Genomic DNA, 21,306 nt, shown 5'->3' with positions numbered 1-21,306 from the left:
GCAGGGCGGCCTTTTGAGGAGGCCGCCCTGACTGGCACGGAACAAATGCGCGTTCAGCCGGAATTGCCTTACTGCAGGGTGGCCTCACCAGGTCTGTCGAGTTGGGCGTTGACGCGCTCACCATCGTCGCCACCGAGGCCATCCACGAACAGACCAGCTACGCCGTCGAAATTGGTGAGCCCGTCGAATTCAATTGCCGCGCCAATCAGCTGGGCTGCCTGGAAGACAAGGTATTCGACGTCCTCGAGGGCGACGTTTTCGGCCAGATTCCTGACCCTCACATGCTCCGCCACCGCCGTGATGCTGACGATGCCGGTCTTCCTGAAGGCGACCTGGACTGCTGAACGGACGTCATCGCGCAGTCGCGCCGAGTAATCATACCGCATCGAAACCTCCCAAAGGGAATGGTTTTCTGTTCAGGTTGCACAATGCGGCAGGGGCTTGGGCTTGGCAAGTCACTAATTAAATAATATCCAAACAAATCAATAAGTTAGTATAGTTGTGCAACTGTGTGTGTTACGCCGAATACGCATCGGGCTCTTCATGAGCATGACAAGCAGTTCACCCATCGCGAGGTCTTGACGCGCTAGGAGCGGTTTCCTAATTATAAGTTGAGTAAGTTGAATACTCATTCTACGTATTCGTGGTGCTGAGCGAGGGAAGCGCGATGACTGAACTGGAACGCCCGGAACGGTTGCAGATCATGCTGACGTCAGACGAACTGGCGGCGCTGGAAAACTGGCGCTTCGACAAGCGCATGCCGAGCCGTTCGGCCGCCGTGAGGGAATTGCTGCGGCGCGGTCTTGCCTCGGATGGCTTCCTGACGGCGGAGCAAGGGACGAAGTCGCAAGACTTCGGCATCCTGCCAACCGCCGGCGGCAACGGCATTTCCGACGGCGGCAAGGAGTAGGGCGGTTCACCGTGCCTGAGCCGCCCTGGTCCCGCAGGCCGGTCGGCGGTTGCCGCGACGCGGCGCCGGCTGGCGTACCGGGACGAGACTCTCGGTTCAGAGGATATTGGTCGTCACTTCGACGATTATCGCGGCACCTTCCAGGCTGCCATTGGTGACGTGCACGACGCGCGATACCCGCAGATCCTGCGTGGTTCCGTCGATCGACAGCGCAACACTTTCGCCGATCCGGGGAACCGCCTGGAAAACGGCGTCCGTGGCCTCCGGCCGGTTGTCGATCGATATGCGGCAGTTGACGGTCATGAGATGTCTCCTGTGTCGGCCCGGTGGTCAACGCAGGGTCCGCGAAATGGTTTCAGGAGCCGGATGCAACTTAACGGCGCCCGGATCCGTAAAGCAGTAATTGCTCCATTGTTCATCGTAACGGAGCAACAGGGCTCGCTGGGGAGGGCGTTGGGGCTGCCCCGGCGAGCTTGATCCGATTTGCCCAGGGGCGCTGCGTCACCGAGATATGGAGACGAGTTTCGGAGCCCGCAATTCCCCGGCTATCCTTGCCGCCTGGAAGATTGTCATCAAAACCAGGATGGGCTCACCCTCGGTCGGGTTGATGGTCAGGACGACGCGGCCGAGCTCGTCGCTCATGCCGCAAGACCAGTCCTTCACGGCTATCACTTTTCTCGCGGCCATATGCCTTCTCCTGAACCGGAGATCCCCTGCGGGCTACGCCGTCTGGAGTTGGTCGACAGAACCTTTGCCTGACATTGCAACCAGCCGAAATGCGGCAAATGCGGTCAATATTATGAAAACCGCCGTGACGTTCAGGGACATCGTCGATGCAAGGACGCCCCCGTCAAAGCAACTCAGTTCCATGGCGCTGCACCCCTTGAAGCCACTGACGGTCCGGATGATGATCCTGCTTGGGGCGAAATACAAGCGTTCGCTAATACGCTGATGCCGGCTGGCCAGCCCTGCGCGCAGCTTTTGAGCAGCCGAACGCTTGGTTGCTGGTTCCCGCTCAAGGGCTCGAACCTCGATTCACGCCTTCAAAGGGCGCTGTCCTACCATTAGACGAAGCGGGAAAATGCACGTTGCGCCCCACCCCTAGCCGGTTCGCGCGCCCGGATCAACGCACTGCGGCGGCAAAGCCGATTGGAAGCGCGGTGTCAGTCCGGAAAGTTGGTGACGGGTTCCTCGCAGCGGTAGACCGGGCAGCTGCCGTCACGGGTCGGGACATAGGCCGACATCGGCACCTCCGGCCAGTCGCATTCATTGCCGAACTGCCTGACATAGCGGTCATAGGTGTTGGGTCCGGTGGTCAGCACCACGGCATGGCGGCTTTGGAGCAGTTGCCGGAGTTGGTCGCAACTCATCGTGCGGGTGTCAGGCCTGGCTTCGGCGAGGCCGGTCGCGGCCAGCAGGATCGCTGCCGTTATCAAGGCAATTCGGCGCATCGGTATGGCTGTTCCCTCGAATGGATATATCGGCCGAAACTCGCATCCCGGCGGGTGGTTCCGCAACCGCCGGCTGGCCGTCTGTGGCGGCGCAACCAAATGGTCCGTCGTGCATTGCTGGGGATGGATGGCAGGAAGCCCTACGAAACCCCGCAATGGCGGCCCGGAAACGGGGATCGCGAGGCCATGTGCTGTTCTTTCTGCGGCGGGCGCGACCACAGCTATGAGGACTGTCCGCAAAGGGATACTGACGCCGATCCAGTGCCGAATGCCCCTGACCCTCCCGAGCCAGACTGATCCGCGCCGGTATGCCGCCAGCAATATGTCAAATGCGACCCGCCGGCATTCGTACATCTGACTGATGTCGTGATTTTCAACGCCGTCCGGCTACATCCTGACCTTACCGGTGTCACCGATTTCCGGGCGGCTGTCGCTGACCGTTGCGGCCAGCATCTTCACATAGCTGACCACGGTGCCGGGGCTGTCCCAATACTGGGCGTCTTTCGGCGTCACCTTAAGCACGCGGATCGAAGGATCATCGGCACTGTCCCACCAGGCCTTGGCCGGGGTCGACCACAACTCCCTGATCTTGGCGCGGTCGTTCGAAACCGCCGCCAGACCGCTGACGGAAACATATTTCTGGCCGCCTGAATCGGCGAAGGCGAGGCCGACATTGGGCTCGGCTTCGATCTCGTCATCCTTGTGACTGTCGACATCGGTGAGGAAGTAGATGGCGTTTTCGTCGCGCACCACATGCGCCGCCATCGGTCGCGAGCGGATGTCATCGCCTTCGCGAGTGGCGAGCATACAGAAACCGATCCTGTCCATCAGTTTCCAGACCCGGTCGAGATCGCTGTTGCCGTCGCTCATTGTGTGCCTCCTTATTGAGCCGTCCATGGGGGTGTCGGGTGCAACTCGCGCAGGCGCGCAAGGTTCCGGACATGAACTGCCCGGACTGTTCCTGGGAGGAATGTTGGAGGCGATTGCAACCAAAACGCACCGCGGCGCATTGGTGGCCATGCGCGAAATCCGCGCATGAGGGAGAAGGGGTCGACAGTGACAGATTTGGCGGGCCGTGATGCCTTGATCGCCATCACCGCCGATGCGCGTTTGGCGGCGATTGTCGATTCGTCCTTCGACGCCATCGTCAGCAAGGATCTGAACAGCATCATCACCAGTTGGAACGCGGCGGCGCAACGCATGTTCGGCTACACCGCCGAAGAGGCCGTCGGCCGCTCCGTGCTCATGCTCATCCCCGATCATCTCAAGGATGAAGAGACCGACATCATCAGCCGGGTTCGCAGGGGCGAGCTGCTGGCCAGCTACGAGACGATCCGCCGGCGCAAGGATGGCGGCCTCATCGCCGTGTCGCTGACCATTTCGCCGATCAGGAACGCGTCCGGCGAGATCATCGGCGCCTCGAAGATCGCCCGCGACATCACCGCCAGCAAGGAGAGCGAGCGCCGGATCAGGCTTTTGCTCCGCGAGGTGAACCATCGCGTCAAGAACCAGTTCGCGGTGATCCTCTCGATGATCAGGGAGACCAGCAAACGCTCGACCGATCCGCGTGAATTCGAGGAGTTGATCCGCTCCCGCATCATGGCGCTGTCGCGGTCGCACGATCTGCTGGTGAACTCGGAATGGGCCGGCGCCAGCCTCTTCGACCTCGCCCAGGAGCAGCTCAAGCCGTTCGGCCACGAGGCGCGGGTATCGCTCTCCGGGCCGCTTTTGACCCTGCAGCCGAACGCCGTGCAGAATCTCGGCATGGCATTTCATGAGCTCGGCACCAACTCATCAAAATATGGCGCGCTGGCGAGCGAGGCCGGGCGGCTCGAGATCACCTGGCGGATCGTCGAAGGCGCTTCTGACAAGCGGGAAATTCATCTGGTTTGGGACGAGACGATGCCGGTGCGCGAGGGAGAGCGGCGGGACGAAAGCACGCGCAAGGGTTTCGGCACCGTCGTCCTGCAACGGGTCGCGCCGCAATCGCTGAACGGCCTGGCGGTGCTGGATCGCAGCCCGGGCCATCTCAAATGGTCCCTGACGGCGCCGCTGGCTTCGATCATCGTTCCGCAGCTCGGCGCCGACGTGCCCGAAACCGAAACGTCCTGAGGCCTTGAGGATTGGCTCCATCAACCTCCCTTTGGCAGATGCGTATTCAAAAGCGGCCGCATCCTTGCCGCACCTGGCCGTGGATTCAGGAACCGCGACCCGGTGGCCGCGTTGTGGCGTCAAGCTTTTGGAGGGGACATCATGGAACAGCTCGTCGAGGAATTCGGCCATTCCACCTACACCTCGTTTCCGGTCATCGCGGCGCGGCTGTTGCTGGCCACCCTCTATGGCGCGGTCATCGGTTTCGAACGCGAATGGCGCAATCGCCCGGCCGGACTTCGCACGCATATCCTCGTCTGCGTCGCCGCCGCCACCTTCGGCATCCTGACGGTCGAGATCGTGCACGCGCCGATGTTCGCGGGGGAATCGGTCAAGGTCGATCCGATCCGGGTGGTCGAGGCGGTGACCGCCGGCGTCGCTTTCCTCGCCGCCGGCTCGATCATGTTTTCGCGCGGCGAGGTGCATGGGCTGACGACCGGCGCCGGCATGTGGCTGGCGGGCGCGATCGGCGTCGCCTGCGGACTGGGTCTTTGGCAAGTGGCCGGGTTCGGCACGCTGATCGTGCTGATAGTTGCCGGCTTTCTGCGCCGGTTCGAACGCGGGCCCGGCCTTGCCGCCGGTGATGAAGGCAGTCAGGCAAAGGCGGAGAAGGAGGGGGCCTCGGCCCGATCAAAGGGAGGGCGAAGGTAATCCCGTTCGCCGAGAGATGCCGTGACTGGTTTCACCGAAGAAGCCGGCCAGCAGATCGGCCGTGCGCGCCGGGTTCTCCTCGGGAAAGAAGTGCCCGCCCGGCATCGCCTGGCCGCGCACATCGTCGGCCCAGCCGCGCCACAGCGCCAGCGGCCCGCCTTCGCCGGCATACCATTGCGCCAACGCGCCCTGACCGCTCCATAGCGCCAGCAGCGGGCAGCGAATGCGCCGGCCGGCTGCCTTGTCGGCATGGTCGTGCTCGCGATCGAGCGTGGCTGCCGCCCGATATTCCTCGCAGATGGCATGGGCGTGGGCAGGCGCGCGCAAGGCCTCGACATAGGCCTGACGCACTTCGGCTGGAAACGCCGATGGCGGCGAGCCCCAGCCGTTGAGCGCATTGTCGACGATCGCCTCGGCGGCGCCGGACAGGATCTCTTCCGGCAACGGCTCGGGCTGCGCCAGCAGCGACCATGGCCAATAACCCAGCGCCAGCCTGGCGTCGGCCCGGTCCCAGGCATCGGCGGTCGGCACGATGTCGAGAACGGCGAGCTTGTCGATGCTGCCCCGATGATCGAGCGCCATGCGGTAGGCGACACGCCCGCCGCGATCATGGCCGGCGACCATGAAGCTGCTGAAACCCAGCTTCTCCATCAGCCTCGTCATATCGGCGGCCATGGTGCGCTTGGCATAGGGGGCGTGGTCGGGAGTGGACGCCGGACACGAACTGCCGCCATAGCCGCGCAGGTCGGCGCAGACGACGCTGAACCGGCTGGCCAGAGCGGGGGCGATGTCGCGCCACATCAGATGCGTCTGCGGAAAGCCGTGCAGCAACAGCAGCGGTGGCCCGCCGCCGGCGCGCAGGCAGAATATGCCGGCATCGCCGGTGTCGATTTCCGCGCCCTGAAAACCTTCGAACATGATCGCCTCCGGCACGCGCAACGGCCGGCAAACGGGTTTGGTTGCAATGCCGCGCGGCGAGGCGGCCAACCTTTTTCATCGACAGGCGTTGTCCCTTTGAAAGGAAGGTCGCCGCGGGCGGCCGTGAAAGAAAGAAGGAGGCAGTGATGAGAACTCTCGCCATCATGCCACTAGGCCTCATGCTGGCGCTGGCAGTGCCGGCCGCGGCCCAGCAGCAGAACGACAGCCAGGCGCCGCAGGCCGACAAATGCAGGGCTCAGACCGAGCAAGGGGCAAAACAGCAGCCTGGACAGCAGGCCGATGACGGCAATTTGACCGCGAAGCTCAACGACTGCGGCGGCGTGCTGAAACCGCCCCCGACGGGCGATCAGGGCATGGCGGCGCCGGCCCCCGAGGAAGGCAAGACGCCGGTGATCAAGCCGGGTGAAGTGCCGCCCCAGCCGCCGAAGCAATAAACGCCGCTGGCTGGTCGCGCAAGCTAATGGAACCTCGTTATCTCAGGAGCGTTTCTCTCACGACTTGGAATTCGGAGAGATTATCGTGAGAGATATTGCGACAACGGCCACGTTACTTGCCTCGATTGCCATCGTGATTGCCTTGATTCTGCTGGCGCCGAAGAGTTTTGGCTTCGAAACCTCACACCCGATCGTACAGGGCGAGCTTCCGGCGGAATAATCGGATCGACTATTGCGGGTGATCAGGACGATTTGCGTGAAGCAGGCGAGGCACGATGTCCCGCCTGCTTCTTTTCATTGAAACCGCTATCGCACCAAGACGCCGGAGTGGCTGCAGAGCGCTGCGAACGCTTCCTGCGCTTCGGCAGCACCTGCATTGTTTTCCAATGCGGCTTCGACCTTCTCGCGCGCCGCCTGGTAGAACGGGCCGCGTTTGGCCTGCGGCCAGTCGATCAGGATTTCGCTGGCATCCTTGAGCGTGGCGACGTCGCGGATCGTGTCCGACCCATGCGGCTTGATCCGCATCGGTGTGGGCAAAATGAGCTCGGACATGTCCTGTTTCCAACTACTGGAGGAGTTTTGCTTCGCGCGCGGCGTCGATCATCGCCCGCATCGCTTTTTCCGCCGGCGTCCAGCCATCCAGCGCATCGCGGCAACTGCGCAACGCCGCCCGGTAGCGCCGTCCCTGGCCAGACGGCCAGTCGCCGAGGCATTCCAGCCCTTCCCAGGCGCTGCGGATGATGCGCTCGCGCTCAGGCGCGAATTTCAGCCTGATGGGGCGGGGAAATATCTTGTCATTCAACGGTCGTCTCCATGATTGCCGCAAGTGTCGCTGGCGACATGCGTGAGAGGCGATCGGTAACGTCGGCGGCAGGACAGGGTTCCCTTCCCAGGAGATCAAATCTCGGCGTCGATGTCCGACAGCGATCTCGGCGTCGGCGCTTCGGCGCTGTGCTGCGCTGGGCGGTCATGCTCGAACTGTTCGGTGCCGGGCAGAGCGTGCAGCCAGGTCTCGCGCCTGGAGGTCCACAATTCATATTCGGGCACGAGATCGGTCGGCGCGATGTCGAGGCTGCCGATCGCCACCTCGGCCTCGTTGTCGTCGACCCAGGCGACGCGGCCGCCGCATGTCGGGCAAAAGCTGCGCGTGCCATAGGAGCTGATGAGGCCGGTGGTCTCGAAGGCCTCGCGCGGCCAGATGGCAAAGGCCGAATAGACCGAACCGCCGGCCTTGCGGCAATCCTTGCAGTGGCACAGGCCAACGCGCAATGGCGGGCCGTGAACCTCGAACTGCACGCCGCCGCACAGGCAGCTGCCGGTCCTGCGTATGGTGTCGGACATGGCGACCTCCCTCAATGCGTGGCGCTGCGGGCCGGGTGGGACAGATGCTCGTCTGCCGTTTCGTTGGCCAGGATGAGAAACCGGGAAAAAGACATCCTGTTCACCGTACCACCAGGCCCGGTTGACACGGCCCGCAGCATCTTCAACGCCGCCCAGGCGAAATGGTTTCGGCTAGCCGCGGGCCGCCATATGGGCGTCGAGCTTCTTGCGCGAGGGGCCGTAGCGCTTGATGATGGTCTGTGCCTCGCTTGGCGGGATGCCGTATTTGCGGGCAAAGGCGGCAACCTCGTAGGGCTCTTCGCTCGAGACCTGCTTGCGGTCCTGTTTCGTCTTCGACTTGTCGTCAGCCATCTCAGGCCTCGCTTTCTGTTGTCGGGGACGCGCAGCCTTCGGCGCCCGCGATCAACACGACATAACACAGATTGGCGCCGCCGGTTCCACCAGACTACACGGCCTGGGCTGCGATAGGCCTGTATCAGGCCGAGGGCTGCATGGGGTCGGCGGCGGCAGCGTGGTCGCCGTCACATTCGGAGCATGCCGCGCTGAGGCCGGGGCAGCCGCGCCGGTGCGTGCCGGCGGGGCAGCAATGGCCGTTGGAACTCGTCCAGCGGGGGCATTCGAAGACCTGGCCAGCGCCGCCGCAGCCGCTGCACTCCAGCGGTGCCGACCGCTCGCCATGAGATGTCGCCCCAAACCTGACGCTCGTGCGCAAATTTCAGCCCACCCAAAATCCCTGCACCGACACACCGGTGCATTAGCCCCGACTAACGATATCACGTCCGTGATTACCAACAAGTTTCAACATCGCTATGCGCCGGAAAGCCGTCCGGGCCGGCGTGTCGTCAGGCCGGCTTCAGCCGCATCGCGGCGAGATACATGAGCGCCGAGCGGCCTGCCCGCGGTCCCAGCCGGCGGCCTCGACCTTGCGGAGCAGGGCGTCGAGATGCGGAACCAGGATATCCCTGCATTCCTGTTCGTAGGCGGTGCTCGTCGCCGGATGCCGCGGTGCGCCGATGGTCAATGCCTTGGCCATGTCCGATTCCCCCTTGGAGCGAGCAATAATATGCCGTCAGCCGGCAAACCGAAAATCGCTCTTGCCGTACGGTGTGACGCTTCGAAACCCCTCTGCGATCCTGTCGAGAAAAATTGGCCTGATGTGTCGGACCTGGCGCCGGTCGCGCGTCCTAGGAGCGATCAACCTGCAAAGCTGGAGAACGAGCATGTCGTCGCAAATCACTCAATCACCGTGGCAGACCGCGGCCCTTGTCGTCGCCCGGCTGATCTTCGCCGGCGTCTTCCTGATGGCCGTGACCTTCAAATTCATGGGCATGGACGCCACCGCCGGTTATATCGCCGCCGCCGGCTTTCCGTTTCCGCTGTTCCTGGCCTGGTGCGCGGCGATCCTGGAAGTCGCGCTGGTGCTGTGCTTCCTGACCGGCGCCTTCTTCTCGCAGGCAGCCCTGGTCGCCGCCGCCTATGTGCTGTTCCTCGGCTTCGCCTTTCACGGACCCAGCCACTGGGCCGGCAACCAGGCCGAGTTCGGCTTCTTCGTCGACCATTTTTCGTTCCTGGCCGGACTGCTGTTTGCGGCCGTGCATGGACCGGGCAAGGTGCTTTCGCTCAATTCGGGATGGCCGGGCAGGGCTTGAGGCGAGGGCAGCGGGCCACCGCGGACGCACGCCGGCCGCTCACAGCTGGTCGTTGTAGGGTTCCTTTATCTTGCCGACCATGCGGGCCAGCTTCGAAAAAGACGGCATCTCCGCCTCCGGCTGGCACTGGTTGGCGAGTTCCAGCAGCCGGATCGGAAAGTTGACGGCGTCGCGGCTGGACGCGGACATGCCTTCGGATCGCTCCTGGTTGGTTTCGCCGGCCTCGGTCTTGCGCAAGGCCAGGTCGATCTCCTCCGCCGTCAGCACCCCCTTTTGAACCAGGAGGCGGTTGATCGAGGCGACGGCCATCAACAGGCCTTCGAGTTGCAGGTTGGCGACATTCATGGCGATTGCTCCCGTGGCTGGGGTTGAAACGCGCGAGCGGCATTTCCGCTCCAGAAAGGCTGCGGGCGAATGCCTATTCCTGCGTCAGCCGTTCGCCATATTCGCGCCACAGCGCCTTGACCTCCAGGTTGCCGAGGCTGCCGATCGAAACATCCCCACAGCTGATGGCGACGGCGCTGATGTCGTATTGGGGGTAAGCGTTGGCGACGAAACGGATGGCTTCGCCCAGCGAACGCACGCGGATGACTGGATCGGCCTGACCCTGGCCGGTGCTGCGCACGCCGGAAACCGTGGCTTGTGCATGCCGCATCCTGAACACGGATGCCATGGCTGGTCTGTCCATCGTCCTCTCCCACAAGGCCGTGCGACGGGAATCATTCCATGAGCTTCGACGAATGATTTCACACCTGCCGGCTTGTGACCAGCCGCCGGCAAAAGCAGGGTTACGCGCTTGCCAGCGTCGCTCAGAGTGGGAGTTCCGGCCGGTCTAGGAATTTTTTCTCAGAAAACGGTTGACGGGGTGAGTGCAGCTATGCTACATTTTTGCCTATGGTGCTGAGTTGCGCCACCGACCCGCCGCCGAGGCGGGTTTTTTGTTTCTGGCTTTGTGCTGCCGTATTTTGCGAGACGTTTCTGGTCAGTCGAAGGTTGAAATCGGCATTCGCTTGACGACCCGAAAGGTCGGCTCCTTGGACGACAAAACGTCTAGGCATGTCCAGCCGGTCACGAAGCGATAATGTGTTGCCGGGTGCTGCGCGAACTTCCACGTCTCGGACTGCGTTGTCTCAAAGGTGGCGCCTTCGACCCGATAGGCGAAGTGATGAGGAATGTTACCTTCCCCGGGCGTGTTCTCATGCTCGGTGCTCAGCGGCATTTCGTCGAGGATGCGGATGATCACCTGATTGGTGAACAGAACACGCAAGACATGGTGTTCGTCGCCGGGGATTATGAAGTCGGCCACGACCGCGTCATTTGTCCAGCGCAATTCGTGCAGGTCGCTTTGGACGCAATCTATCTCGGGGGTCACTCTGATCGGATGGTATCGAGGCAATCGGACTCGCCTTCTATCTTGGCCATCAGCCACCGCGACGCCGCCGCCTTTGATTGAACCAAATTACACCAGTCTTCAAGAGGCTCGCGATGTACCGCTACGCCACCATCATCACCGATGCTGACGGCCAGGAAATCGTCAGCGCCATCGGCGAATTCGAAGGCACTGCGCCGCAGCCACGTCTGGGGCGTGTCGAGCAGGTCGCACCCGGCGTAAAGATCGGCATGGTGCGGGATGCGGCCGGCGACTTTTGTTTTCCGCAGGCCGGCATTGCCGGACCCCTTGTCGGTCTCGCCATGGCGCGGCTCAAGGCGCGGGCCGGTGTGGCAAAGCCTGTCGGTGCGACGAAGCCCGCCCAGGCGACAGGGCCGAAGCGCGCCAAGAAGGCAAAGAGGAAAACGGTTCGCTCGAAGAAGCGAGCCAGCCGGCCCCGACCGGAGGCGCCCAAGGCCGAAATGGTTTCCGCTGCCGGTGCCAGCGCCATGGACCAGGTCCATGGCTGACAAAACCGCAACCGGGCCAACGCGCGGCAAGCCGGCGAGACGCAGGCCCGCCGCCAAACCGGCCGCGACGCAGAAGCCGCGCCGCAAGCGCGCCAAGAAAACACTGGGCGACGATTTCCTGGCCGCCGTGCGTGCCGATTTCCGCACACATGGCGCCGGCGTCATCGCCGAGGTGCGGGCCGACAAGCCGGATCAATATCTGAAGATCGTGCTGTCGGTGCTGCCCAAGGATTTCGATGCCACGATCAACCAAATGGACGGCCTGAGCGATGACGAAATCCGCAGCCGCATCCGCGCCCTCGAGGCCGTCGTCAAGCCGTTCCTCGAAGAACCCGGCGATGTCCGTGAAGACGGAATATCTGGCGCTGATGGCCGAACTGGACAGACGGCGCCGGACCAATCAGCTGGCGGCCTATAGACCGTATCAACGCCAGGCCGAGTTTCACGCAGCGGGCGCCCAGAACCGCGAGCGCCTGTTCATGGCCGGCAACCAGCTCGGCAAGACCAGGGCAGGGGGCGCCGAATGGGCCATGCATCTCACCGGCCGTTATCCTCAGTGGTGGCAAGGCAAGGTGTTTGACTCGGCCGTCAGGCTGTGGGCGGCCGGCGTCACCGGCGAAGGCACGCGTGACAATCCGCAGCGCGTGCTGGTCGGCCCGCCGCAGCAGCAGGCGGCCTGGGGCACCGGCATGATCCCGGCCGACGCCATTGTGCAGACCTTCATGGGCCGAGGCGCACCGGGCGCGCTCGACAGCGTCGTGGTGCGCTGGGGCGGCGGCGGCGACGTGCAGGCCGATGAATCGGTGCTGTCGTTCAAGAGCTTCGAGAAGGGCCGCGAGAAATGGCAGGGCGAGACTTTACACGGCGTCTGGTTCGACGAGGAACCGCCGCTCGACATCTATTCCGAAGGCCTGACCCGCACCAACGCGACGGGCGGCATCACCATCGTGACGTTCACGCCGCTGCTTGGGATGTCGGATGTGGTGCTGCTGTTTTTGTCGGCGGGAGAGATTGAGGGGATGGCGAAGGGGTGATGCGCCTGACTTGCCTTCTCCCCTTGTGGGAGAAGGTGTCGCCGAAGGCGACGGATGAGGGGTGTTCCAGGGAACGCCAACGTTTCACTTCGCTGGAACACCCCTCATCCGTCTCGGCGCTGCGCGCCGATCCACCTTCTCCCACAGAAGGTAAGAACAGTCGCACCTGATCCGAAAAACAGCGTCCGAACAATACGATACAGCCGGCATCTCCCATGCTGATTCAGGAATTCCCCCATGTCCCGACACGTCACCTTCATGACCATCGACGATGCCGCGCATTACACGCCGCAGGAGCGCGCGGCGATCGTTGCCGCCTATCCGGCGCATGAGCGCGAGGCTCGCGCCCGCGGCATTCCGGTGCTGGGTTCGGGCCGGATTTTTCCGGTGGCCGAGGCGCTGATCGCCTGCGAGCCGTTCCGGCTGCCGCGCTACTGGCCAAGGCTCGGCGCGCTCGATTTCGGCTGGGACCATCCTTCGGCCGCGGTCGAGTTGGCCTGGGATACGGAGGCCGATGTCGTCTATGTCTCGAAAGCCTGCCGCGCTTCGCAGCAGACGCCCGCCATGCAGACGCTGACGCTCAAACCATGGGGCGAATGGCTACCCTTCGCCTGGCCGCGCGACGGCCGCCGCGAGACGCTGGAAGGGGCAGGCGTGGCGCTCGCCCGGCAGTATTCGGCGCATGGGCTCAACATGCTGTCGCGTCACGCGCAATTTTCGGACGGTTCGGTCTCGGTCGAGGCCGGGCTGATGGAGATGCTCGACCGCATGCAATCCGGCCGCTTCAAGGTGTTTGCGACGCTGGCCGACTGGTTCGAGGAGTTTCGGCTTTTTCATCGGAAGGATGGTCAGGTGGTCAAGCTGCGGGATGATCTGATGGCGGCGACCCGCTATGGCGTGATGATGCTGCGGGAAGCGGTGGTGGATCCGGCGGAGTTCAAGGCTGCGAGAAGGCCGGCGGGGCAGAGCGATCCGCTGGGGGCTTTCAGGTGAAGGAGACGTGGACGCGGGTGAGTCTTAGTTTCATATTCAGACGGCAGGTCGTTCATTGATGACTCGCCCGACGCGTGCTGTTTCAGTGGACAGCCAATGGGTTTCGGCACAGACAAGTTTTGTGACGTGCAATACGTTCTGAAACTCCTTTTGGGGCGACCGATCAAATATCGCAACGTGGTGAGCGATGTCGTTTCGGAAGCGCCGCATCGCATCAAGGCGGTTGTAGATGCTTTCCCTATCCTCGTCTGCGGCCGCCCCGGGAAATGCCATTTGTATGCCATGCATCCACAGCTGCTTGCTATAGGAAGCAGTCATTAGAGATACCCAGAAACCAAACGGCAAACTCGCGATTATGTGATCCTGGTTAAGTGCAGCGCCTCTCTTGCCACGCTCCTTGCCTACGGTGCTAAATAGCTCATCCTTCTTTGTGGTTGGCAGGAGATTGATGAATTTTGGGTTTTCGTACCACTGGTCATTGAAGCGTTTTCCAACAGGAATCTGGATAGCGTTTCGGGCCGCCACCTCGGCAAACTGGATAGGGAGATACATCGCTTCGCAAAGGCGAGCATTCCAGATATAAAGCCTCAAAGCTAGGTGCTTGTCACCACCAGCAGCGGGGAGATAACGAGCAAGGCGTGCGGGAGACAATGTTTTTTCGATGGCCGCAAACGTGATCGACAGACATGAGAACGGGTATTGCATTCTTAACTTCTCTGCCCTAGTTGTTGGTTATGCGCCGCGGAAGTGATCACTGCGCCTAGCGTAAATCTGCTGCGGACAAGATTAGAAGGCGGGCCGAAAGGCGCCGCCTTCGCCCTTTTTGGGGGCACGCAACGCGCGGGTCGGACTGCCAATCAGACGGACCTTATTTCTATCTTCACGTCGACTAGATCCACCGAGCAGCCGATCTGTTTAGCAGTGCGTGCGCGCAGATCGTGGATCAAAGCACTTATCGAATGTTTTTCGTCAGGCTCTGCTTCAATTTCCTCCTCATCGTCGATTCCTTCGAGCAAAAAGCGCTCGGTGACACCGAGAGCGGCTGAAATGGAGGATAGCATTTGTGGTCTAGGCAATGTGTTGTTGTTCCGCCAGTTCCATACTGCGGTAGGCGTCACTCCAAGCACCCTAGCTAGGTCCGATGGTGTGAGCATTCGGTCAGCCATCGCACCGTTCAAGCGCTCGTTGAAGCCCTCCGGCGCTTTTAGAATTCGGGTCAATTTAAGTGACATCCTACGCCTCCGCTTTTCTTGAACGTATCATTACATTAGGTTTTATAAATTCACAAGCGATTTCACTTATTAACAAGTGAGCCGTCTGCGGAGAGCAGCGCTCAACCGCATCGGCTGAGATCGACTGCCAGTTCAACCGGTGGCCACCGGTGCTGCCGATATCGGCATGATGTGCATAATGCCGAGGGCCGGATTATGGCGCAGGAGCGCTGGAATCCGCAGTTTGCCGGGACTTTCTGGGCGGCATGTCGGCACAGAATATGCCAATCTCAGGTCGATCCATTGGAGGCAATGATGGCCAACCACGCGATGAGCCAGGCAAGTTTCCCGGAGATGTACGAGCGGTGGCTAGCAGGTCCTCTCTTCCGGCCGTGGGCCGAAATGATTCTCGAAGAGGTGGCGTTGTCTCCAGGCGATCGTGTCCTCGACGTCGCTTGCGGAACGGGAATGGTGGCCCGCGTTGCAAGGGAGCGGCTCGGTGACGCCGGATACGTCGTCGGCATCGACGTCAGTTCGGATATGCTTGCCGTTGCGCGTGCCGTGGCGCCGGGCATCGAATGGCGCGAAGGCAATGCCAGCGCCCTGCCTCTCCATGACGGAGAGCAGTTCGACGTTGTCGTCTGCCAGCAGGGACTGCAGTTCTTTCCCGACAAGCCCGCGGCGGCAGCGCAGATGCGGCGGGCGCTGGCGAAGGGCGGCAGGCTAGCGGTAGCCACATGGCGATCCGACGATGAAATCCCGTTCTTTCGGGAGTTGCGCCGCGTGGCGGAGCGCCATCTGGGCGCCATCAAGGATCCGCGGTACAGCTTTGGTGACGCGGTCCCCATCGAGGCGCTGCTCCGGGACGCCGGCTTCCACGAAGTCCGGGTAACGACCATATCGCGCACGATACGCTTCCAGGACGGCGCACCCTTCCTGCGATTGAACACGATGGCCTTCGTCGGCATGAGCGCTGTCGGCAGGGAAATGGGCGATCAGGAGCGCAAGCGCGTCGTGGAGGCCATCGTGAGCGAAAGTGCGCCCGCGCTGCGCCCCTACGCCGATGGACCGGGACTGGCTTTCGAGCTCAGCACCAATTTGGCGACAGCTGAAGGCTAACGTGTTCCATCGCTGCTCTGCTCTTTCGATCTTCGCGATCGCGACTTGCATCGTGGAGACTGAGACATGGAAAATATAGTGCACTGTCACCGTAATTTCTTTTCGGTGAAGCGAAGCGCCCTTCACTTCGTCATCCTCGGGCTTGACCCGAGGATCCATGCCGCGACATCAGCCGGGGAACGCGGCACGTCAGAATTCTGCGCCGTAGCAGCGCTCCAAGGTCACGGCATGGATCCTATGGTCTGCGCCGCGTCGCTCCGCTCCTTGCTCCGCCATAGGATGACGAAGAGGCATCGATCGCACCACCGCATTTCGAATTGAAGCCGTGGTTACTCCACGATCTTCCAGTAAGAATCCTTGCGGATCACCTTGCCGTCGCGGAACGTGTAGAAATCACAGCCCCGGACTTCCTTTTTCACGCCCTGGCGAGTGGTGCCGGTGAGGGTCCATTTCGACATGCCGGTATCGGCAGCCTCGTCCGCAAAATGCTCAGCCTTGCCGTAGTGGACGTCGGGCAAGCCTTCGAAGCGTGTCGCCAGCGCGTCCCGTACGTTGCGTTTGCCCTCGCAACGCGTTCCCCAGGGCTCGGCGCCTCTCGGCATCTCCAGGACGCAGTCGTCGGCAAAGAACGCCATGATGCGATCGAGATCGTGCGCGTTGAAGGCTTCGCATAGCTCCGTCAGTGTCGCCCGAATGTCCATTCGCCCGTCTCCTGGATAGCCGTCGATGTCGAGTAGGTCATGGTGATTCATTGTTATATGCGAGTGTGTTAGTTAGTTTAAATATAAATAGCGCACTGTCACCGGAGTTCTACGTCCCGATTCGCGACGAAGCACAAAAGGCTTACGACGATGCACAGTCAGCTGTCGGACGGGCGCATTTCGAGAATACGATGTCGTTTGGCGATTGGTAATTCACTGAATGCTATACCTATCACCCGGCCTTGCAGCGAATCTTTCTCACAATAATCCTTGAGATTCCGATCTTATTTTTCACCATTTTCGGAGTTATAGCGCTGTCACTCGCGATCGCCATGGGGATAGCTGCTGTTAAATCTAGAGATATCAGCCAACAGAAGCGAGTGGCGCTTATTTTTTTCGCCGCACTGCTTAGTGTTCCCGGATTATTTGCTGTGTATATGATGCTTATATTTGTAGTGGTTTTGTTTCAGTAGGAACGGGATGCGTCTGCTTTTCGGCTGATCCTAGATTATGCCGCGACTTCCAAGCGTCGTGGCGATGAATAAACCCCGGACAGCGGCATTCTTCAACAACCGTCACGGCTGGCGTCCCAAGTCCTTGCGAACGCCGCTTCGCCACAGCAGGACGAAGGGCCAGGCATGCACCCTCGCATCATCCCCGCAACCTTGCGCGATCTCAGTTACATCGCAGCCAATTTGCGCCCTGAGGACCGGGCCGAGATCGACTGCCAGCTCGACCACTGGTCGCCGGCACTGCTGGCGCTGACGGCGCTGCAGGGGTTTGCTTATGTCGCCGAGCTCGACGGCAATCCGGAGGCCGGCTTTGGCGCTGCCGAACAGCGCGGCGGGCTGTGGATCGCCTGGAGCTGGGGCACGCGCCGCATGAAGCGCTGCGTGCCTGGGATCACCGGGTTCTTTCACGCCGTGCTTGGGCCTCAGGTCGCGGCGCGCGGCGCCTGGCGTGTCGAGGCGCGGGCGCTGGCCGCCAATGAACTGGCGTTGCGCTGGCTCGGCCGGCTGGGCGCCACGCAACGCTGCCTGCTGCCGGGTTACGGCCGCAACGGCGAAGATTTTTTCCTCTACGACTGGACAAGAACCTCTAATTTTGGAGAAGGCTGGAACCATGTGTCTGTTGCAAAAACCACCGGAACTGAAGCCGCTGCCGCCTGTACCGACGGCACAGGACAAGGACGTGCAGGCGCGGGAAGCCGCGCTTCGGGCTGAGCTCGAACAGCGGAACGGTACCGCCGGCACCATCAAGACCGACCTCGCACCGGGCAGCCTGACCGGCCAGCGCCGCGTGCTGTTGGGGATGTGACCGTGACCGCGATGAAGCGCAGTTTCAGGAAGCGGGTGTGGGATTGGTGGGTGTGGCGACGGCATGCGCGGGTGATGAAAAGGCGGGGGTGATCTCCCCCCTCGAGGGGGAGATGGCCGCGAAGCGGCCAGAGGGGGTCGTCGCGCGTAGAGCGCTAGCCTCCCCTGTCGGCGATAGGAGGTCGCGTCCGGTCGGACCGACCCCCTCTGTCGCCTTTGGCGACATCTCCCCCTCGAGGGGGGAGATTACGCTCGCCGCGCAAACGCCCACACCATCAGCGGGTATTCCTCGTCATTGCTGAGATCCCGCCACAGGCCGTAGGCGCGGACGGGGCCGCCGATATGGGCTCTGGCGCAGGCCTTGTTGCCCCAGCCGTGGACCTTGACGTTGGCTTCCGCGAAGCCGCCCTCGACCATCAGCTGCTTGAGGCCGGCGGGGGTCCATCTGTTGTAGTCGTGCGGCCTGGCGTGGACGCGAAACAGGAAGGGTGTCGCCACCATCGCCCAGCCGCCCGGCCGGGTCATGGCGTGGATGTTTTCCACCGCCGCCTGCGGCCGGCGCACATGCTCCAGCACCTGGTCGGCGATGACGATCGAATATTGCTCGTCGGTGCGGTCCCTGCAGATGTCGAAGGCGGGGAAATCGACCGAGCGGTAATTGGGGCACATCGCCCGCCAATAGCGGTTCCAGCCGGGCGAGATCTCGATCACGTCGGAAGCCTTGCGGTTGCCGGCTTCGAGAAACAGCGTGAACGCCTCGATCTGGCGGATGCGCAGCCAGTTGCGGGAATCGTAACCAATGAGCCGTTTCACGGCGCGTTTGCTTTGGCTTTTCAGGGCGGCAAGGCTTGTCGTCACATCGACCTCCAACAAAACCCGCCGCTGACGTGCGTAGCACCGCCAAGTGGGCAAAAGATGACAAGCTGCCACATCGAGGCTGCCAATCTCCCCCTCGAGGGGGAGATGTCGCCGAAGGCGACAGAGGGGGTCGGTACGACGGGACGCGACCTTCAGGCTTAAAAAGAGAATGCTAGCGCTCCATGCGAGACGACCCCCTCTGGCCTGCCGGCCATCTCCCCCTCAAGGAGGGAGATCAGCAGCTTCGCCGCCTGCTCTCGACTTTTTTCCATTCCTCACCCCAGCGAGACCCCCATGACCGACACCCGCGCCCGCAATATCCTGTCCCGCCAGTCCGAGCTCGAGAGCGAGCGCAGCCAGTATGAGGCTGTGTGGGAGCAGGTGGCGGAGTTCTGCGACCCCGATGCGCCCGATATCTGGAGCGGGCGCCGCAGCGGCAGCCCGGACTCGCAGGCCGAGCGGCAGGAGCGGCGCGGTGCCCGCGTCTATGCCAACACCATCAACTCGGCCGCCAACCGGCTGGCCGCGGGGCTCGAAAGCCTGATCATCCCGCAGTCGGAAAAATGGCACGGGCTGTCGACGGCGGCCATGAACGACGAGGAGACCGACGAGGAGAAGGAATGGGCGGAGGCCTTGCGCGATTTCCTGTTTGCGCTGCGCTACTCCGCCAATTCGAATTTCGTGCCGGCGACGCAGGCCTGCCTGCGCAATGTCGTGCGCTATGGCCCTGCCTATCTCTATGCCGAGGAAGGGTTCGGCGCGACGCTGATCCGCTATGCCTCGATCCCGGTGGTCGAGGGCTATCTCAGCCGCAACCGCTGGGGCCAGGTCGACATTTTCCACCGCCGCTACGAGCGCACGGCGCGGCAGGCGGCACAGCTGCTCGGCTATGAGAAGCTGCCGGCGCGGATCAAGGTGCTGGTCGACGATCCGGCCAAATGCGAGACGAAAATCTCGCTGATCCAGTGCATTGAGCCGCGCGACGAGCGCAAGATGTATCGGCTGGGCGGCCAGTACCAGTATCTCGACACGGCGTTTGCCTCCTACCATGTCATCGAGGACGAGGAGGAGATCGTGCGGGAAAGCGGGTTCCGCACGTTTCCGGTGTCGACCTTCAACTGGCGCCGTTACGAGGGCGACCCCTATGGCATTTCGCCTGCTATCGAGGCGCTGACGACCGTGCGCGAGGAAAACGCCGTGCGCCGCTCGGGGCTTCGTGCCTTGCAGCAGATCACCGATCCGGCGACCGCCTCGAAGGCCCGGCTCGACTATGTGCCGGTGCTCAACCCCGGCGAGAATTATCCCGGCCTGATCGACGACAATGGCAGGCCGCTGATCGCGCCGATCTCGACCGGGCAGAACCCAACCTATGCCTTCAACTACGCGCAGAGCCGCGCCGACGAGATCCGCGACATGATGTTCGTCAACCTGTTCCAGACGCTGGTGCAGAACCCGCAGATGACGGCGACCGAAGCGCTGATCAGGCAAGAGGAAAAGGGCGCGCTGCTCGGGCCGTCCGGCTCGATCATTCAGGCCGGCTTCGCCAGCAATCTCGACCGCGAGCTCGGCATTCTGGAAGACAAGGGGCTCTATGACGAAGACAGCCGCTTCGTGCCGCCGGAAAGCCTGGCCGGCAAGGCGGTGCGGCCGACCTTCACCGGTCCGCTCGACGTGCTGCGCCGCTCGGCCGAAGCGCGCGACACCATCCAGGTGGTGACGACAGCCATGCAGATGGCGCAGTTCGACCCAGGCGTCATGGACAATATCGACAGCGACGAGGCGATCAAGATCGTGCAGAGCGCCGGCCGCAGCCCGCAGCGCATCTTTCGCCGCAAGGAGGAGGTGGACGAGTTGCGCGATGCCCGCGCCAAGGCCAGCCAGGCGCAGGCCGGCATGGCGGCGATCGCCACGGCCGGCAAGGCCGCCAGGGACGCTGTGCCGGCGGCCGTGCAGGCGCGCGACAGCGGCTTGCTCGACGGGTTGCAGGATATGCTGGGCGGCGGTGGCCAAAGCGGGCAGCCCGTCGGTCCGACGGGTAACGGCGCATGAGCCGGAAACGCTTCGCCCATGCCGGACAGGCCGGCAGCCCCGCCAAGGCGCGGGACGCGCTGGCCAAGGCGTATCTCAGGGTGTTTTCAGGCGAGGACGGTGAGATGGTGCTGGCCGATCTCGCGGCGACGACCGGCTATTACCGGCGTCCGTCCTATGGCGAGTGGATGGCACGCACCAGGACGCCCAACGGCTTCGAGCTGCACAGCGCCTTGAGCAATGCGCGCGCCGAGGTGGTGCAGCACATTATGGAGTTCCTGACGCTGGACGATGCGCAGCTTGCGGCGCTGGAGAAGGCGGCACGGGCGGAGGGGTAGGGCGCCGTCGGTGAAGCTGCCAATCTCCCCCCTCGTGGGGGAGATGTCCGGCAGGACAGAGGGGGGCGCTTTCCCGCTGACCTTGCCGCGTTCATCGCACGACAATCAAATCACAAGCGGCCGCTCAAGCTTGGCGGCAAAGGTATGGGCAATTCGACGACGACAGAGGTAGGCGCTCTACGGCGCCCCCCTCTGTCCTGCCGGACATCTCCCCCACGAGGGGGGAGATTGGCTGTTTCGGCGCCGGCGCCTCTGGTCGGCTGACCCACCCAGGCAGCACCGC

31 protein-coding genes, 1 tRNA gene and 1 pseudogene are annotated in these 21,306 nt (G+C 62.7%); 14 read left to right on the top strand and 19 right to left on the bottom strand.

Annotated features, from left to right (window positions below; genetic code table 11):
• Nucleotides 1–68 precede the first annotated feature (68 nt).
• Entirely contained in the window at nt 69–386 is a 318-nt protein-coding gene (locus AC0L3E_RS15155; RefSeq protein WP_127269194.1) for a hypothetical protein, read from the bottom strand.
• Nucleotides 387–667: 281 nt separating this feature from the next.
• On the opposite strand from AC0L3E_RS15155, the gene AC0L3E_RS15150 reads away from it, so the two are divergent.
• Nucleotides 668–910, top strand: coding sequence for a hypothetical protein (locus AC0L3E_RS15150; protein ID WP_127269195.1), 243 nt, complete (start codon nt 668–670; stop codon nt 908–910).
• Between the two features lie 96 nt (nt 911–1,006).
• On the opposite strand, the gene AC0L3E_RS15145 is transcribed toward AC0L3E_RS15150, so the two are convergent.
• The 5 genes from AC0L3E_RS15145 to AC0L3E_RS15125 all read right to left on the bottom strand — a co-directional run bounded on the left by AC0L3E_RS15145 (nt 1,007) and on the right by AC0L3E_RS15125 (nt 3,231).
• Nucleotides 1,007–1,213 (bottom strand): hypothetical protein, encoded by a 207-nt coding sequence (locus AC0L3E_RS15145; RefSeq protein WP_127331684.1) that lies wholly within the window; start codon nt 1,211–1,213, stop codon nt 1,007–1,009.
• A gap of 198 nt (nt 1,214–1,411) precedes the next feature.
• The gene (locus AC0L3E_RS15140; RefSeq protein ID WP_128307676.1) at nt 1,412–1,597 is read right to left on the bottom strand and encodes a hypothetical protein; all 186 of its coding nucleotides are present in this window, start codon (nt 1,595–1,597) and stop codon (nt 1,412–1,414) included.
• A 318-nt stretch (nt 1,598–1,915) separates the two neighbouring features.
• Nucleotides 1,916–1,989 (bottom strand) — tRNA-Gln (locus AC0L3E_RS15135).
• Nucleotides 1,990–2,073: 84 nt separating this feature from the next.
• Entirely contained in the window at nt 2,074–2,361 is a 288-nt protein-coding gene (locus AC0L3E_RS15130) for a hypothetical protein (protein ID WP_164898529.1), read from the bottom strand.
• 387 nt (nt 2,362–2,748) lie between these two features.
• Entirely contained in the window at nt 2,749–3,231 is a 483-nt protein-coding gene (locus tag AC0L3E_RS15125; RefSeq protein ID WP_128307677.1) for a pyridoxamine 5'-phosphate oxidase family protein, read from the bottom strand.
• A gap of 186 nt (nt 3,232–3,417) precedes the next feature.
• Here AC0L3E_RS15125 and AC0L3E_RS15120 point away from each other — a divergent pair, with 186 nt between their 5' ends.
• A complete protein-coding gene (locus AC0L3E_RS15120) occupies nt 3,418–4,473 on the top strand; it encodes a PAS domain S-box protein (RefSeq protein WP_473605081.1) in 1,056 nt (351 codons plus the stop codon).
• Nucleotides 4,474–4,614: 141 nt separating this feature from the next.
• Nucleotides 4,615–5,163: an MgtC/SapB family protein gene (locus AC0L3E_RS15115; protein WP_127271137.1), complete on the top strand. Its 549-nt coding sequence runs from the start codon at nt 4,615–4,617 to the stop codon at nt 5,161–5,163.
• On the opposite strand, the gene AC0L3E_RS15110 is transcribed toward AC0L3E_RS15115, so the two are convergent.
• On the bottom strand, nt 5,143–6,081 hold the full coding sequence (locus tag AC0L3E_RS15110; RefSeq protein ID WP_206631174.1) for an alpha/beta fold hydrolase: 939 nt from the start codon (nt 6,079–6,081) through the stop codon (nt 5,143–5,145). The two genes, AC0L3E_RS15115 and AC0L3E_RS15110, sit on opposite strands and share 21 nt — an antisense overlap.
• A gap of 146 nt (nt 6,082–6,227) precedes the next feature.
• Here AC0L3E_RS15110 and AC0L3E_RS15105 point away from each other — a divergent pair, with 146 nt between their 5' ends.
• Entirely contained in the window at nt 6,228–6,536 is a 309-nt protein-coding gene (locus tag AC0L3E_RS15105; protein WP_128307678.1) for a hypothetical protein, read from the top strand.
• Between the two features lie 85 nt (nt 6,537–6,621).
• A complete protein-coding gene (locus AC0L3E_RS15100) occupies nt 6,622–6,756 on the top strand; it encodes a hypothetical protein (protein ID WP_281035303.1) in 135 nt (44 codons plus the stop codon).
• Between the two features lie 86 nt (nt 6,757–6,842).
• On the opposite strand, the gene AC0L3E_RS15095 is transcribed toward AC0L3E_RS15100, so the two are convergent.
• From AC0L3E_RS15095 to AC0L3E_RS15075, 5 genes are all read right to left on the bottom strand, one after another.
• The gene (locus tag AC0L3E_RS15095) at nt 6,843–7,088 is read right to left on the bottom strand and encodes a DUF982 domain-containing protein (protein ID WP_128307679.1); all 246 of its coding nucleotides are present in this window, start codon (nt 7,086–7,088) and stop codon (nt 6,843–6,845) included.
• Nucleotides 7,089–7,101: 13 nt separating this feature from the next.
• Nucleotides 7,102–7,338 carry a DUF982 domain-containing protein gene (locus tag AC0L3E_RS15090; RefSeq protein ID WP_128307680.1) on the bottom strand — a complete coding sequence of 79 codons (237 nt, stop codon included), beginning with the start codon at nt 7,336–7,338 and terminating at the stop codon, nt 7,102–7,104.
• A gap of 95 nt (nt 7,339–7,433) precedes the next feature.
• Entirely contained in the window at nt 7,434–7,877 is a 444-nt protein-coding gene (locus AC0L3E_RS15085; RefSeq protein WP_473605080.1) for a GFA family protein, read from the bottom strand.
• A gap of 171 nt (nt 7,878–8,048) precedes the next feature.
• Nucleotides 8,049–8,228: a DUF3606 domain-containing protein gene (locus AC0L3E_RS15080; protein WP_023813816.1), complete on the bottom strand. Its 180-nt coding sequence runs from the start codon at nt 8,226–8,228 to the stop codon at nt 8,049–8,051.
• A 502-nt stretch (nt 8,229–8,730) separates the two neighbouring features.
• Nucleotides 8,731–8,910: a hypothetical protein gene (locus AC0L3E_RS15075; RefSeq protein ID WP_164898530.1), complete on the bottom strand. Its 180-nt coding sequence runs from the start codon at nt 8,908–8,910 to the stop codon at nt 8,731–8,733.
• Between the two features lie 187 nt (nt 8,911–9,097).
• On the opposite strand from AC0L3E_RS15075, the gene AC0L3E_RS15070 reads away from it, so the two are divergent.
• Nucleotides 9,098–9,526, top strand: coding sequence for a DoxX family protein (locus AC0L3E_RS15070; RefSeq protein WP_127270776.1), 429 nt, complete (start codon nt 9,098–9,100; stop codon nt 9,524–9,526).
• Nucleotides 9,527–9,565: 39 nt separating this feature from the next.
• Here the strand turns inward: AC0L3E_RS15070 and AC0L3E_RS15065 are convergent, their stop codons facing one another.
• The 3 genes from AC0L3E_RS15065 to AC0L3E_RS15055 all read right to left on the bottom strand — a co-directional run bounded on the left by AC0L3E_RS15065 (nt 9,566) and on the right by AC0L3E_RS15055 (nt 10,832).
• Nucleotides 9,566–9,871 (bottom strand): hypothetical protein, encoded by a 306-nt coding sequence (locus AC0L3E_RS15065; RefSeq protein ID WP_023813813.1) that lies wholly within the window; start codon nt 9,869–9,871, stop codon nt 9,566–9,568.
• 73 nt (nt 9,872–9,944) lie between these two features.
• The gene (locus AC0L3E_RS15060) at nt 9,945–10,214 is read right to left on the bottom strand and encodes a hypothetical protein (RefSeq protein WP_127270778.1); all 270 of its coding nucleotides are present in this window, start codon (nt 10,212–10,214) and stop codon (nt 9,945–9,947) included.
• 294 nt (nt 10,215–10,508) lie between these two features.
• Complete coding sequence (locus AC0L3E_RS15055) at nt 10,509–10,832, bottom strand: hypothetical protein (protein ID WP_473605079.1); 324 nt, start codon at nt 10,830–10,832, stop codon at nt 10,509–10,511.
• Between the two features lie 179 nt (nt 10,833–11,011).
• Here AC0L3E_RS15055 and AC0L3E_RS15050 point away from each other — a divergent pair, with 179 nt between their 5' ends.
• From AC0L3E_RS15050 to AC0L3E_RS15035, 4 genes and pseudogenes are all read left to right on the top strand, one after another.
• The gene (locus AC0L3E_RS15050) at nt 11,012–11,425 is read left to right on the top strand and encodes a hypothetical protein (protein WP_473605078.1); all 414 of its coding nucleotides are present in this window, start codon (nt 11,012–11,014) and stop codon (nt 11,423–11,425) included.
• Nucleotides 11,418–11,843, top strand: a complete 426-nt coding sequence (locus AC0L3E_RS15045) for a hypothetical protein (protein WP_473605077.1) — start codon at nt 11,418–11,420, stop codon at nt 11,841–11,843. The genes AC0L3E_RS15050 and AC0L3E_RS15045 overlap by 8 nt, the downstream gene beginning before the upstream one ends.
• Entirely contained in the window at nt 11,764–12,459 is a 696-nt protein-coding gene (locus AC0L3E_RS15040; protein WP_473605076.1) for a terminase large subunit domain-containing protein, read from the top strand. The genes AC0L3E_RS15045 and AC0L3E_RS15040 overlap by 80 nt, the downstream gene beginning before the upstream one ends.
• A 243-nt stretch (nt 12,460–12,702) precedes the next feature.
• Nucleotides 12,703–13,452: pseudogene (locus AC0L3E_RS15035) on the top strand (phage terminase large subunit family protein); the annotation flags it as partial.
• Between the two features lie 36 nt (nt 13,453–13,488).
• On the opposite strand, the gene AC0L3E_RS15030 reads toward AC0L3E_RS15035, so the two are convergent.
• The gene (locus AC0L3E_RS15030; protein WP_473605075.1) at nt 13,489–14,157 is read right to left on the bottom strand and encodes a hypothetical protein; all 669 of its coding nucleotides are present in this window, start codon (nt 14,155–14,157) and stop codon (nt 13,489–13,491) included.
• Between the two features lie 152 nt (nt 14,158–14,309).
• Nucleotides 14,310–14,684: a helix-turn-helix domain-containing protein gene (locus AC0L3E_RS15025; protein ID WP_473605074.1), complete on the bottom strand. Its 375-nt coding sequence runs from the start codon at nt 14,682–14,684 to the stop codon at nt 14,310–14,312.
• 195 nt (nt 14,685–14,879) lie between these two features.
• Here AC0L3E_RS15025 and AC0L3E_RS15020 point away from each other — a divergent pair, with 195 nt between their 5' ends.
• Nucleotides 14,880–15,782, top strand: a complete 903-nt coding sequence (locus AC0L3E_RS15020) for a class I SAM-dependent methyltransferase (protein ID WP_473605073.1) — start codon at nt 14,880–14,882, stop codon at nt 15,780–15,782.
• Nucleotides 15,783–16,111: 329 nt separating this feature from the next.
• On the opposite strand, the gene AC0L3E_RS15015 is transcribed toward AC0L3E_RS15020, so the two are convergent.
• Nucleotides 16,112–16,483 (bottom strand): nuclear transport factor 2 family protein, encoded by a 372-nt coding sequence (locus tag AC0L3E_RS15015; protein WP_473605072.1) that lies wholly within the window; start codon nt 16,481–16,483, stop codon nt 16,112–16,114.
• A 638-nt stretch (nt 16,484–17,121) separates the two neighbouring features.
• On the opposite strand from AC0L3E_RS15015, the gene AC0L3E_RS15010 reads away from it, so the two are divergent.
• Entirely contained in the window at nt 17,122–17,706 is a 585-nt protein-coding gene (locus AC0L3E_RS15010) for a hypothetical protein (protein WP_473605071.1), read from the top strand.
• 339 nt (nt 17,707–18,045) lie between these two features.
• On the opposite strand, the gene AC0L3E_RS15005 is transcribed toward AC0L3E_RS15010, so the two are convergent.
• Nucleotides 18,046–18,657 (bottom strand): class I SAM-dependent methyltransferase, encoded by a 612-nt coding sequence (locus tag AC0L3E_RS15005; RefSeq protein WP_473605070.1) that lies wholly within the window; start codon nt 18,655–18,657, stop codon nt 18,046–18,048.
• Between the two features lie 294 nt (nt 18,658–18,951).
• Between AC0L3E_RS15005 and AC0L3E_RS15000 the strand changes: the two genes are divergently transcribed.
• Complete coding sequence (locus tag AC0L3E_RS15000) at nt 18,952–20,706, top strand: portal protein (protein WP_473605069.1); 1,755 nt, start codon at nt 18,952–18,954, stop codon at nt 20,704–20,706.
• Nucleotides 20,703–21,023, top strand: a complete 321-nt coding sequence (locus AC0L3E_RS14995; protein ID WP_473605068.1) for a Bbp19 family protein — start codon at nt 20,703–20,705, stop codon at nt 21,021–21,023. Before AC0L3E_RS15000 ends, AC0L3E_RS14995 begins: the two co-directional genes overlap by 4 nt.
• The last annotated feature ends 283 nt before the right edge of the window (nt 21,024–21,306 follow it).

It is taken from the genome of Mesorhizobium sp. WSM4822 (assembly GCF_055811155.1).
This window is presented reverse-complemented; position numbering and strand designations above follow the sequence as displayed.